General features: G+C 44.8%; 16 protein-coding genes. 14 read left to right on the top strand and 2 right to left on the bottom strand.

Annotated elements, in window-relative coordinates; translation table 11 throughout:
• Positions 1-5 precede the first annotated feature (5 nt).
• The 13 genes from greA (at position 6) to ACZ43I_RS05025 (ending at position 9,777) form a co-directional block, all read left to right on the top strand.
• The gene (greA, locus tag ACZ43I_RS04965; RefSeq protein ID WP_344700954.1) at positions 6-482 is read left to right on the top strand and encodes a transcription elongation factor GreA; all 477 of its coding nucleotides are present in this window, start codon (positions 6-8) and stop codon (positions 480-482) included.
• Positions 475-1,176 carry a 5'-methylthioadenosine/adenosylhomocysteine nucleosidase gene (locus ACZ43I_RS04970; protein ID WP_344700953.1) on the top strand — a complete coding sequence of 234 codons (702 nt, stop codon included), beginning with the start codon at positions 475-477 and terminating at the stop codon, positions 1,174-1,176. The genes greA and ACZ43I_RS04970 overlap by 8 nt, the downstream gene beginning before the upstream one ends.
• 193 nt (positions 1,177-1,369) lie before the next feature.
• A complete protein-coding gene (locus tag ACZ43I_RS04975; protein ID WP_344700952.1) occupies positions 1,370-1,894 on the top strand; it encodes a YqeG family HAD IIIA-type phosphatase in 525 nt (174 codons plus the stop codon).
• A 3-nt stretch (positions 1,895-1,897) separates the two neighbouring features.
• Positions 1,898-3,004 carry a ribosome biogenesis GTPase YqeH gene (yqeH, locus tag ACZ43I_RS04980; protein ID WP_344700951.1) on the top strand — a complete coding sequence of 369 codons (1,107 nt, stop codon included), beginning with the start codon at positions 1,898-1,900 and terminating at the stop codon, positions 3,002-3,004.
• A complete protein-coding gene (gene aroE / locus ACZ43I_RS04985; RefSeq protein WP_344700950.1) occupies positions 3,004-3,813 on the top strand; it encodes a shikimate dehydrogenase in 810 nt (269 codons plus the stop codon). Before yqeH ends, aroE begins: the two co-directional genes overlap by 1 nt.
• Positions 3,810-4,106, top strand: coding sequence for a ribosome assembly RNA-binding protein YhbY (gene yhbY / locus ACZ43I_RS04990; RefSeq protein ID WP_344700949.1), 297 nt, complete (start codon positions 3,810-3,812; stop codon positions 4,104-4,106). The genes aroE and yhbY overlap by 4 nt, the downstream gene beginning before the upstream one ends.
• Complete coding sequence (gene nadD / locus ACZ43I_RS04995; RefSeq protein ID WP_344700948.1) at positions 4,103-4,666, top strand: nicotinate (nicotinamide) nucleotide adenylyltransferase; 564 nt, start codon at positions 4,103-4,105, stop codon at positions 4,664-4,666. The genes yhbY and nadD overlap by 4 nt, the downstream gene beginning before the upstream one ends.
• Positions 4,656-5,225, top strand: coding sequence for a bis(5'-nucleosyl)-tetraphosphatase (symmetrical) YqeK (gene yqeK, locus ACZ43I_RS05000; protein WP_344700947.1), 570 nt, complete (start codon positions 4,656-4,658; stop codon positions 5,223-5,225). The genes nadD and yqeK overlap by 11 nt, the downstream gene beginning before the upstream one ends.
• 4 nt (positions 5,226-5,229) lie before the next feature.
• Positions 5,230-5,565 carry a ribosome silencing factor gene (rsfS, locus tag ACZ43I_RS05005; RefSeq protein ID WP_344700946.1) on the top strand — a complete coding sequence of 112 codons (336 nt, stop codon included), beginning with the start codon at positions 5,230-5,232 and terminating at the stop codon, positions 5,563-5,565.
• Positions 5,555-6,286 carry a class I SAM-dependent DNA methyltransferase gene (locus ACZ43I_RS05010; protein WP_464761747.1) on the top strand — a complete coding sequence of 244 codons (732 nt, stop codon included), beginning with the start codon at positions 5,555-5,557 and terminating at the stop codon, positions 6,284-6,286. Before rsfS ends, ACZ43I_RS05010 begins: the two co-directional genes overlap by 11 nt.
• Before the next feature lie 133 nt (positions 6,287-6,419).
• A complete protein-coding gene (locus tag ACZ43I_RS05015; protein WP_344700945.1) occupies positions 6,420-7,046 on the top strand; it encodes a helix-hairpin-helix domain-containing protein in 627 nt (208 codons plus the stop codon).
• A 17-nt stretch (positions 7,047-7,063) separates the two neighbouring features.
• The gene (locus ACZ43I_RS05020; RefSeq protein WP_344700944.1) at positions 7,064-7,525 is read left to right on the top strand and encodes a ComE operon protein 2; all 462 of its coding nucleotides are present in this window, start codon (positions 7,064-7,066) and stop codon (positions 7,523-7,525) included.
• A gap of 107 nt (positions 7,526-7,632) precedes the next feature.
• Positions 7,633-9,777 carry a DNA internalization-related competence protein ComEC/Rec2 gene (locus ACZ43I_RS05025; protein WP_344700943.1) on the top strand — a complete coding sequence of 715 codons (2,145 nt, stop codon included), beginning with the start codon at positions 7,633-7,635 and terminating at the stop codon, positions 9,775-9,777.
• Here ACZ43I_RS05025 and ACZ43I_RS05030 read toward each other — a convergent pair.
• Entirely contained in the window at positions 9,774-9,908 is a 135-nt protein-coding gene (locus ACZ43I_RS05030) for a YqzM family protein (RefSeq protein ID WP_344700942.1), read from the bottom strand. The genes ACZ43I_RS05025 and ACZ43I_RS05030 overlap by 4 nt on opposite strands.
• A gap of 94 nt (positions 9,909-10,002) precedes the next feature.
• On the opposite strand from ACZ43I_RS05030, the gene holA reads away from it, so the two are divergent.
• A complete protein-coding gene (gene holA / locus ACZ43I_RS05035; RefSeq protein ID WP_344700941.1) occupies positions 10,003-10,965 on the top strand; it encodes a DNA polymerase III subunit delta in 963 nt (320 codons plus the stop codon).
• Between the two features lie 58 nt (positions 10,966-11,023).
• Here holA and rpsT read toward each other — a convergent pair whose 3' ends face one another.
• Complete coding sequence (rpsT, locus tag ACZ43I_RS05040) at positions 11,024-11,269, bottom strand: 30S ribosomal protein S20 (protein ID WP_344700940.1); 246 nt, start codon at positions 11,267-11,269, stop codon at positions 11,024-11,026.
• Between the last annotated feature and the right edge of the window lie 112 nt (positions 11,270-11,381).

An 11,381-nucleotide genomic window follows, 5' to 3' on the forward strand; every position in this document is an offset into this window, starting at 1 on the left:
CCATTATGGATATGAATAAAGAATTTCCAATGACAAAAAGCGGATATGAACAATTGCAGGAGGAACTCGAACATCTGAAAGTCGTAAAACGCCCCGAAGTGGTTGAGAAGATAAAAGTCGCAAGAAGTTTCGGTGACCTCTCAGAGAACTCTGAATATGATGCAGCTAAAGATGAGCAAGGGTTCGTCGAACAGGAAATCACCAAAATTGAAGATATGCTGCGCCACGCCAAAATCATTGAAGACAGCAACAACAATAATGTAGTCCAGATCGGCAAGACCGTCACATTCAAGGAACTGCCTGATGGAGACAAAGAATCCTATCAGATTGTCGGCAGTGCTGAAGCCGATCCGTTTGAAGGTAAAATATCAAATGAATCGCCGATAGCCCAGTCCCTGATGGGTGCCAAATTGAAGGATTCAGTAAATGTACCGCTCCCGAACGGCAATGAAATGAAAGTGGAGATTGTTTCCATTGACTAGGGGACCCATCGGTATCATCGGTGCGATGAAGCCGGAAGTTGACATTCTACTGGAATGGATGGATATCAGCTCATCGGAGGAACTGGCCCATACCACCGCGTACACCGGTGAACTTTTCGGAAGAGATGCGATTGTCGTCGAGAGCGGCATCGGAAAGGTGAATGCAAGCATGATCACCGCACTCCTCATTGAACGATATAACCCAAGCCTCATCATCAACACGGGTGTGGCCGGGGCCTTATCGGATACCCTTGATGTGACGGACATGGTTGTCAGCACGAATGTGCTGCATCACGATGTCGATGCTGTCGACTTCGGCTATGAGCTGGGGCAAGTGCCGGGCATGCCAAAAATGTACTATGCTGATAAGGGCCTCGTGAAGTTGGCGATGACCGCGATTTCCAAAAATCAGGATATAACTGGTCATAGCGGCCAAGTGGTCAGTGGTGACTCATTCATCAGCAATGCGGCCCAGAAGGGCGCCATCCTGCAAAACTTCAAAAAAGCCTATGCGGTGGATATGGAATCGGCGGCCATCGCACAGACTTGCTATCAATTCTCGACGCCATTCGTCATCATCCGTTCGATTTCAGATAGGGCGGATGACAGTGCAGATATGGCTTATGAAGAATTTTTGTCTAAAGCTTGTATTCATTCATCTGAAGTTGTAAAATTATTAATGAAGGACTTGTGACCTGGAGGGATACTCAATGACTTTTCTCATGATCATTTCAATCATCATTACAGTCGTCATCGGTTTTCTGGTTTACAAAGAGACCGAGACAGAGGATAATGACATCATTGAATAGTTAAAAAAGCGCCTTAATTTTTTAAGGGGCTTTTATTTTTGTGATAGAATATAAAAAAACTCACTGGGAGTGCGGACATTGAAGCTTCTTAAAAAATATTTTTTACCAAGCGACTATTTCAGGGAATTCCATAGCATAACGCCTGAATATTTAAAAGAGCGCGGCATACGCGCAATCATCACGGATTTGGACAATACTCTGGTGGGGTTCGACGAACCCGATGCCAATGAAGAAGTGTTGAAGTGGCTTAAGGAGATGAAGGATAACGATATAAAAGTCTCCATCGTTTCTAACGGGAGCCAGCAAAGAGTCGGTGATTTCAGTGACCCGCACGAAATCCAGTATATATACCGGGCCAGAAAGCCCCTAGGGCATTCCTACCGGAGAGCGCTCGCCAATATGGGGGCAGCTAAATCTGAAACGGTCATGATCGGCGATCAGCTTCTGACGGATGTATTGGGGGCGAATCGGACCGGGTTGGAAAGTATTCTGGTATTGCCCGTCAAAAAGAAAGATGGTTGGGCCACTGTGGTCAACCGGAGAATTGAACGCATCATAATGAGATATTTTGACCGTAAAGGTCTTATTCAATGGAGGGACTGACATTTGGAGTCTATTAAATGTATTGGCTGCGGAGCAGAACTGCAGAGCGATGACGAAAAACAACCGGGTTATATACCCGCAAGCGGACTGGAAAAGGAAAATCCGATCTGCAAACGATGCTACCGTCTGAAACATTATAATGAAGTGATGGATGTGGATGTCGATTCCGGAGATTTCATGACGATGCTGAATGCCTTATATGAAACGGACGGTCTGATCGTCAAAGTGGTTGATGTATTCGACTTCAACGGCAGCATCATCCCGTCCTTCAACAGGATTGTCGGGGACAAGAAAGTGGTTGCGGTCATCAATAAGATTGACCTGCTGCCAAAATCGGTCAACCGCAGCCGGCTTGTGCATCGCGCTAAACTCATGCTCAGTGAAGCGGGCATCAAAGCTGTCGACACTGTAGTAGTGAGTGCTATGAAGAATGAAGGGATAGACAAGCTGCTCGAGCGCTTGTCGAAGTTGTCGGAAGGCAAGGACATCTATGTTGTGGGCACGACGAACGTAGGTAAATCGACACTCATTAACCGCCTGATTGAAAACACATCGGGAGATAAAGAAGTGATTACGACAAGCCAGTTCCCTGGAACCACCCTCGACCTCATCGATATCCCACTGGATGGAAATGCGTTCATCTATGATACACCTGGTGTGATGTTGAATTCCCAAATGGCCCATTATGTCTCAAGCGACAGCTTAAAGCATATAACTCCAACTAAAGAGATCAAATCCAAAGGGTTCCAACTGGACTCCGGGCAGAGTCTTTTCATCGGTAACTTGGCGCGTATCGACCATAATTATGGAGAACGCAACAGTTTTAACGTATTTGCACACCACGCGCTTACCATCCACCGGACCAAGACGGATAATGCAGATGAATTCTACAGCAAACATTATAATACTCTGTTGGCGCCACCCGAAATTGAAACACCTTACTTGACCGAGTCCTATGAAAGTCATGAATTCGATATCGAAGAAGATAGTGACATAGAAATAAGCGGACTGTCGTTCATCCGCGTAGGTGGCGGATCTACAGTGACTGTACGCGTGCCTGAAGGTGTGGAAGTCACTTTGAGGCCGACGATATTTAAAGGAGACCAGTAATGGGTAATTATGCAGTAATAGGATTCCCTGTATCGCATAGTCTCTCACCTTTAATCCATAATGCGAATTTCGCTGCTAAGGGGAGGTCTGATGAATACTTGGCGATTGAAGTTGAACCTGACGCGCTTGATGCCATACAGGAGACGGCATCGGCTAATAAACTGAAAGGGTTCAACGTCACCCTCCCACATAAAGAAAGTATCATGAAGCATCTGGATGAGATTGAAGCGGATGCCCGAAACATCGGTGCTGTGAACACCGTGTCCATAAGAAATGGAGTATGGAGGGGCCATAACACCGATGTTACAGGCTATATGAATGCGTTCCATGGCAAGTTCGGTAAAAGTCGACGCAAAGTACTCATCATCGGAGCCGGTGGTGCAGCGAAAGCAGTACACCGGGCACACGCGAACATCGGAGATGACGTGACCATAGCGGCACGCCGAAGTACTGCCATGGAGGGATTTATAACGACGGACTTCTCCTTCACGCTGTTGCCTGAGCTGACTGGTCAAGAAGCATTCGATGTCATCATCAATTCGACACCGGTGGGACTCGCAAATGAAGATCTTGTAGAGGTGTTGGACTTGCCGCAAGGATTATTCGGCGAATCGACAATCGGAGTCGACCTCATCTATAAACCGGAAGTAACGCCATTCCTCGATTATTTCAAGGAAGCAAACCGTATGAACGGCATGCCGATGCTCATCCATCAGGCAATGGATGCATATGAAATATGGACTGGCGACAAGGGAGATTACGAAGCAGTTAATAAAAAGTATAAAGAATATAATGGAGGCCAATCATGAATACACTCACTTCTCGTCAAGTGAAACAATTGAAAGCAGAGGCGCATCATCTAAACCCCATCTTCCAGGTTGGGAAAAATGGAGTCAATGAGAACTTCGTCGAGCAGATCAACGACGTTCTTGAAAAGAGGGAGCTCATCAAAATATCAGTCCTGCAGAACTGTCTGGAGGATAAGGATAATATAGCGGCCCAAATCAGCGAAGCCACGAACAGTCATGTCGTCACCATAATCGGAAAGACGATTGTATTGTATAAAATGTCTGAAGAGAACAAGAAGATCGACTTGGGATGAGGATAGGCTTCTTTGGAGGGACATTCGATCCTGTGCACCTCGGTCATATACATGGCGTCGTTGAGGCTAAGATCGCCCTGGATTTGGATAAGATCATCCTGATTCCTGCAAAACAGTCACCGCTGAAAGATGAATCCACCACTGGTGACAGACACCGTCTTGAAATGTTAGAAAGAGCCGCCGCTCCCTACAAGTTCATGGAAATCCTCGATTGGGAAATTACTCGGGAAGGTATGAGCTACACTTTCGACACCGTCCAATATCTGAAGGAGGAATATCCATCAGATGAGCGGTATTTCCTTATCGGTTCCGATCAATATGAAGGATTCCACAAGTGGCATCGTCATGAAGCGCTGCTTAAAATGATGAATTTCGTTGTAATGAGCCGCCGCTCCGATGAACTGGCCATAGATGAACGCTTCATTGCCCTTAGCCAGCCTGTTATGGAGATTTCTTCTACAGTCATTCGGGAAAGGATAAAAAAAGGGGAAGTGGCAATGCATCAGCTCGAGCCTTCTGTATACCAGTATATAAAGGAGCATCGCTTGTATGAAACATAAAGTGGCGTTAGATATGGTAAAGGCCAAACTACCTGAAAAAAGGTATAAACATTCCAAAAGAGTAGCAGAGACGGCAGTTAAAATGGCTGAAATATTCAAGGGAGACAAAAATAAATGCTTCCTTGCAGGCATACTCCACGATTTCTCGAAGTACGATGAACTGGGCGAGATGTACCAGTACGTCACAAAGTATAAGCTCGACCCTGAACTCCTCAGCTATAAATCTGCGGTTCTGCATGGCCCAGTGGCTGCAGTAAAAATGCGTGAAGAGTACCGGGTGCAGGATGAGGAAATCTACCAGGCGATCATGAACCACACGAGCGGCAGGAGCCATATGTCGCTTAATGAAAAAATCATCTATGTTGCAGATTATATTGAGCCGAAAAGAAGTCAGCCCGGCGTGGAAACGATACGGGAGCTTGTTTTTGATGACCGCAATCTGGATCTTGCGGTCTATGAGATTACTAAAGCCAACATGCAGCATCTATTGTCTAAGGATCAGCCGATCTATCATAAGACATTGGAATGCTTGAATTACTATAATATGGTCAAGGAGTGAATGTATGAAAACCGGACAACTAATCGAACTTTTAGCAGAAGCATGTGATGATAAGCGTGCAGAGGAGATCATGAAATTTGATGTTTCAGGGTCAAGCAGCGTCACCGACTATTATCTTATCTGCGACGCAAGCTCGGACCGCCAGGTTCAGGCGATTGCCGATGAAGCAGAGGATGCGTGTCAAAAACACGGCGTAGAGACGAATATGGAAGGCTATAAGGAAGGTAAATGGGTATTGCTCGACGCAGGCAACGTCGTCCTCCATATCTTCCATAAACCAGAGCGTGAATACTATAATCTTGAGCGTCTGTTCAAGAATGGTGAACGCGTTGAAGTCTGAGTCAACCTACCAACTTTTCAGCCGCCATTATGAGGCACTCACCTATGATCTGCCATATGATCTCTGGCTGGACATCATCAACCATTTCAAAGGGGGGCGGCAAAGTGTCCTGGATATCGGATGCGGTACAGGCCGTCTGACCAGTCAGCTTGATTTCGACAAGGTGACTGGCATGGATCAGTCCCCACAGATGATAGAAGAGGCAAAATCAAAAAATTTGAAGCAAACATCGTTTTTAACTGGAGATATGCTCGATTTCCGCCTTGATGAGAAGTTTGATATGGCAATTGCAACCGTCGATGTGATGAACTACTGCAAAGACCCTAGTGAAGTGGCCCAGGTGCTTAAGAACGTCTACGATCATCTGAATCCAGATGGTATCTTCCTATTCGATATCCATAGCGTCTATAAAATGGAGCATGAATTTAATGATATGACCTATTCGGATGAAACAGATCATATCACTTATATATGGCATGCCATTACAGGTGAGCATCCACTGTCGGTAATCCATGATATGACGTTCTTCGTAAAAGAGGAAGACGGGGACACATACCGTAAAATTGCTGAAACCCATGAGCAACGAACCTATAAGCATAAGGAAATGATTCGGGTAATCAATCAGACTGATTTTTCAATCCTCAATTCCTTCAGTGATTTCTCAATAGATAATCCAGTGACCGATATTTGTGACAGGGTATTCTATGTATTGAAAAAATAAACAGACGGAATGACCTGGCAGATGCCGGGTCATTTTTATTTTTCGAGTTTTATTATTTACTTGCAATGTAAAAAAAGAAAAACGGCCATTTCTCCCCATATATATATGAGAGATTATTCTAGGAGGAAATGCAGTGACTGAATTCATGGAAGTATGCAAAAGGTATAAAATTCCCATCGCTTGTGCGGCCGTGTGTCTAGTGTTTTCGATAATTGTGTTTAAATTAATGTCTTCCAATGAGGAAGAAATGCCGATGAAAGCCTACGAACCTAAAGCTTATGAAGAGTCATCCGATGAAGCCCCTGAAGAAGAGCAAGCTGAATCACAGACAATCATGGTGGAAGTCAAGGGTGCGGTGAAATATCCCGGTGTGTTCGAAGTCCCTAATGACGCCCGTGTAAAAAATGTCCTTGAGATGGCGCAGATCAAAGGGAATGCCGATCTATTGACCGTCAATCAATCCATGAAACTCAAGGATGAACAGGTGGTGTATGTACCAGCTGTCGGGGAAGAAATTGCTGAAGGTCTTGTTAATCAGACGGAAGAAAATGAAGAGGCAGAAGCGCTTGTAAACATCAATACTGCAGATGTAGACGAACTTACGACGCTTAATGGCATAGGTGAAAAGAAAGCTCAGCTTTTTTTGGATTACAGGGAAGAGAACGGGTTGTTCATGAAGCTTGAAGATATAAAGAATATCCCTGGCATCGGCGATAAAACATTTGAAAGTCTGAAACCTTATATTACAATAGATGAATAGGATACAGGAGGGGTAACATGAGAATCAATTGGCATCAGTACTTTCTCGCACAAAGTCATCTGCTCAGTCTGCGGTCGACTTGCGAGCGACTTAGAGTCGGTACGACCATCGTTAAGGATAACAGGGTTATTGCCGGTGGCTACAACGGGTCAGTCTCCGGAGAAGCGCACTGCATCGATGTTGGGTGTCTGCTCGAAGGGGGGCATTGCATCAGGACGATCCATGCTGAAATCAATGCATTGCTGCAATGTTCCAAGTTTGGCGTGTCGACTGAAGGCGCAAGTGTCTATGTGACGCATTTCCCGTGTGTGCATTGTACAAAATCATTGATACAGGCCGGCATCAGCTCCATCTACTATGCAGAAGACTATAAGAATCACCCTTACGCGTTGGAACTCCTTGATAAAACCGGTGTCCATCATGAACGTATCGCATTCGACCGGGAAAACATCCTGGAACTATTCAAACAGGAGTCATGAAGTCGTTCCTGATTTTATTATCACTCGTAAATGCCCATATCATCTGCAATGACCCCTTATTAGGGGCATTTTTTATATCCATAGCCTGTCTGGTCTGCATCAAGAGGATGGAGGGCTATTCATATCTTATTTTCCATATTACTTTGACAGCCATCCTGACGATGGCTGTTTTTATATTGTCTGAAAAACCTGTGCTTGAAACGGTTCAATCCATTACGATAACTGAATACAAATACTACCGTGAAGGTCTGGGGCATATTGCCGAAGCGGACGGGAATAGTCTTGATGTGTATGTACCTGAAGGCATCGAGTTGCCGATAGGCACCCGGTGTGCCGGCCCCTTTCCGGTGGAGCAGCCTGAGGCGACACGCAACTTCATCAAATACGATGCCGTTAGGATGATGGGGGTCAACGGCATGGATGGCCGCATATATATGGATAGTGGGGATCTGGATAGGTGCGGGAGCCACACACAACCAACTTTACATATGAAGATTGCACAGGCACGCGATACATATATGAAGAAGGTGCTTAGAAGTACGGAACACGATTACAAGTATGATATCCTGACGCTGTCGATCGGCAATAAATCATATATAACGTCAGAGTTTTTTGATGCTCTGCAGAAGCTCGGCATCTATCATCTGTATGTCATCTCAGGCACGCACGTCGCTTTCATCGGTGCAGTAATATTCCATATCCTCAATCGATTGCGTCTGGAAGTGGGTACGATCAGGATCATCATGATCGTTGTGCTGCTGCTGTTCCTTGCATTGAACTTTCCAAGCCCGAGCGTATTCCGTGCCGTCTTTATGACGATTACACTATTGCTGCTGTCATTTACAAGGAGTAGACCATACCTTACAGTCATTTCTCTATCTGCGATCATCCAGATAGCCATGAATCCTTGGATTGTCCACCATGCAGGCTTCCAGTTATCATATCTTACGACTTTCGCCATTGTTCTTTCCAAAAACTATTGGATGGGTTATGGCTTCATAGCACAGTTGCTCGGCATTACGCTTATTGCTGAAATTTCTACAGTCGCCACAGTACTGATGCAGTTCAATGAACTCAGCATCAGCGGAATAGTGATGAATATGATCTATGTGCCTGTTTTTACACTGGTATTTTTCCCGATGGTCATTTTCTATAACTGCTTGGTGTTAATGGGTATTCCCGAATCGGTGGATCTTCTATATGCTTTCATGTTCGACAATCTAAAAGGTTCGATCGTATATTTGGCGGATATGATGACCCATCGGATCGCCGTCAAAAATTTAAGTGCCGTGGCGCTGATCATCGTTGTCATCGCCTCCTATTGGATGATGTACGCCCTATGTCTGAGGGAGATGAAATCCTTCATCCTCTCACTTTTGGTTTTCATCACTACACTGTTCACATCTGATGCAATCCATCAATATGACGTCACCGTCACCATGGTGGACGTCGGTCAGGGTGATGCCTTCATCGTGACCGACCATGTGAATGACCGGACCATACTGATCGATACAGGGGGCAAAAGATACTTGAATCCGGACTCGAAGAAACTATCGGTTCAGACCGTACTCCCCCTGTTGAAAGAAGCGGGAATCAACAGTATAGATCTATTGATCCTGTCGCACTTCGACCTTGATCATGTCGGGGAATCAAAGTATATAATGGAGAAACTCGATGTAAAACAGATTTATCTGAATCCGCTCGACCCGAGCTTTAAAGAGTGGTATGCTGATTTGTCCGTAGTGCAAAAGGGCAGGGTGGTGGATGCTATGGAGGCGCCTGAAATTGAAGTAGGGGCCATCAGCATCAGGAAATTATATCCCACCTCCGAACTGGCAAGTGATGATTCCAACCAACACTCACTGGTGTTGGAGGTTTCGGCAGGTGCCTACACCTTCTTGTTTACAGGAGACGCTGATACGGAGGGTGAAACCCAGATCATAGAGCAGTACGGATCAATACATGCAGATGTACTGAAGCTTGGCCATCACGGTTCGAATACTTCGACTGGAGAGGCGTTCATCAAAAATGGGTCATTTACATATGGTCTGGTATCTGCCGGAGTAGACAACCGCTACGGTCACCCCCATGATGAAGTGATGGAGCGGACTGCCCATCTCGAAATGTTCGACACTTCCATACATGGTATGGTCCGGTTCAATATAAAGAATGAAGTGATGTGCGTCGAAACAAAGTTCGAACAGAAAAATCACTGCATAAAAAAAAGAGCTGATTATTCAGCTCTTCATTAACCTGCAACAATCTGGAAAATCTGTGCCACGACGTAGATCGCCGTCAAACCGAGGAAACCGACAACAAAGCCGACACCGGAATCCACGACATCGTTATTCTTGGATTGAACATGTTTTTCGAATTTATTCATGAGATAACCTCCTAAACATATCACTAACATTATATGATATTTAACAAAAAAAAGCTATAATGGATTTAGAATAGACAGAAGGGTGACGACCAATATGGATCGCTTACAGCTCATTTATGGCAATAATGCACTAAGGATATCAGAAAAAGCTAAGAAATTGGCTGAGGATTATGTCGGGGAAGCGGATGATTTCAGCATCGTTGCCCTGAACTACAGGGAATCGACAATCGAGCAGATTATAGAAGAAGCACAAACTTTACCGTTCCTATCGGACAGGAAGGCTATCTTGGTTGATGATGCCTATTCTTTTACAGGAGCTAAAGTTCGCGCTGAAGTAGATCATGATATTGATCTGCTGGTGGAATACATCAACAATAAAAACGATGATGCACTCATCATATTCAAAGTCTATCATGAGCAGCTTGATAACCGTAAGAAGATAACCAAACTGCTTAAGAAAAAAGGCGCCATCACTGAAATGGCCGAGATGACGGAGAATGAAGTCAGAAGTTTCATCAATGCGACAGCTGAAGAATCCGGTGTTGAGGTGGATCCTAAAGCTTTGAACCTGTTTATTGCACGTGTCGGCATCAAATATGATCAAGTCAGGAATGAGTTGGATAAACTCCTCCTCTATACTGATGGGAAGATCACTGAAGAGGCTGTGGAGGAGATAGTCAGTGTAAGTCTTGAAGAGAATATCTTCAGGCTGACCGATCTCATACTATCAGGTCAGAAAGCTGCTGCAGTCAAACTGCTCCGTGCGCTGATGCTTCAGAATGAAGAGCCGATGCAGCTGCTGCATCTGATCATCAATCAGCTGAGGCTGTTGTATCAAGTTAAGCTGATGATGCAGCAGGGCTATCAGGGGGACAATATAGCGAAAGCCCTGAAGGTGCACCCCTACCGGGTGAAGTTGGCTGCACGGGAAATAGGCAAATACCGCCAGGATGAATTGGAGCAGAAGATGGTCAAATGCCGCGATATCGACTATAAGTTCAAATCCAGTTACCTGAACCGTCAGAGCCTGTTTGAGCTCTTTATCCTGGAAATATAAAAAGGCCTCCGAGTGGAGACCTTTCTTCATGAATAAACCCCTTCACAGAGGAGGGGGTTTATTTTGTCATCAATTTTGATTTCAAGCGGGATGCTTTATTATCATGGATCAAGTTCTTTTTAGAAGCTTTATCTACGTATTTAACAGCATTGGAAACGAGTGTTTCCGTATTTTCCGCATTATTTTCTTTTGCAGTCATGGCACGCTTGACAGCAGTACGCATTTCATTTTTCTGAGCAATGTTTTGACGTTGAGCTTTATCAGTCGTCTTTACTCTTTTGATTGCTGATTTAATATTAGCCATTGCATTCACCTCCACCTTGTAGTTGTACAACATTGATTGCAACAAGAAGTATTTTATCAAACATCGCACCCTTATGCAATATAAACAGAAAAGGAATTGAATGAAATTGTTA

The sequence above is a fragment of the Salinicoccus jeotgali genome, assembly GCF_055379195.1.

Bases quoted from the DNA above. Each gene is read 5' to 3' on its own strand.
- ACZ43I_RS05030 (WP_344700942.1), bottom strand. From the start codon at position 9,908: ATGAATAAATTCGAAAAACATGTTCAATCCAAGAATAACGATGTCGTG.
- aroE (WP_344700950.1), top strand. From the start codon at position 3,004: ATGGGTAATTATGCAGTAATAGGATTCCCTGTATCGCATAGTCTCTCA.
- yqeK (WP_344700947.1), top strand. From the start codon at position 4,656: ATGAAACATAAAGTGGCGTTAGATATGGTAAAGGCCAAACTACCTGAA.
- ACZ43I_RS05020 (WP_344700944.1), top strand. From the start codon at position 7,064: ATGAGAATCAATTGGCATCAGTACTTTCTCGCACAAAGTCATCTGCTC.
- rsfS (WP_344700946.1), top strand. From the start codon at position 5,230: ATGAAAACCGGACAACTAATCGAACTTTTAGCAGAAGCATGTGATGAT.
- ACZ43I_RS05025 (WP_344700943.1), top strand. From the start codon at position 7,633: ATGGAGGGCTATTCATATCTTATTTTCCATATTACTTTGACAGCCATC.
- yhbY (WP_344700949.1), top strand. From the start codon at position 3,810: ATGAATACACTCACTTCTCGTCAAGTGAAACAATTGAAAGCAGAGGCG.
- nadD (WP_344700948.1), top strand. From the start codon at position 4,103: ATGAGGATAGGCTTCTTTGGAGGGACATTCGATCCTGTGCACCTCGGT.
- greA (WP_344700954.1), top strand. From the start codon at position 6: ATGGATATGAATAAAGAATTTCCAATGACAAAAAGCGGATATGAACAA.
- rpsT (WP_344700940.1), bottom strand. From the start codon at position 11,269: ATGGCTAATATTAAATCAGCAATCAAAAGAGTAAAGACGACTGATAAA.
- holA (WP_344700941.1), top strand. From the start codon at position 10,003: ATGGATCGCTTACAGCTCATTTATGGCAATAATGCACTAAGGATATCA.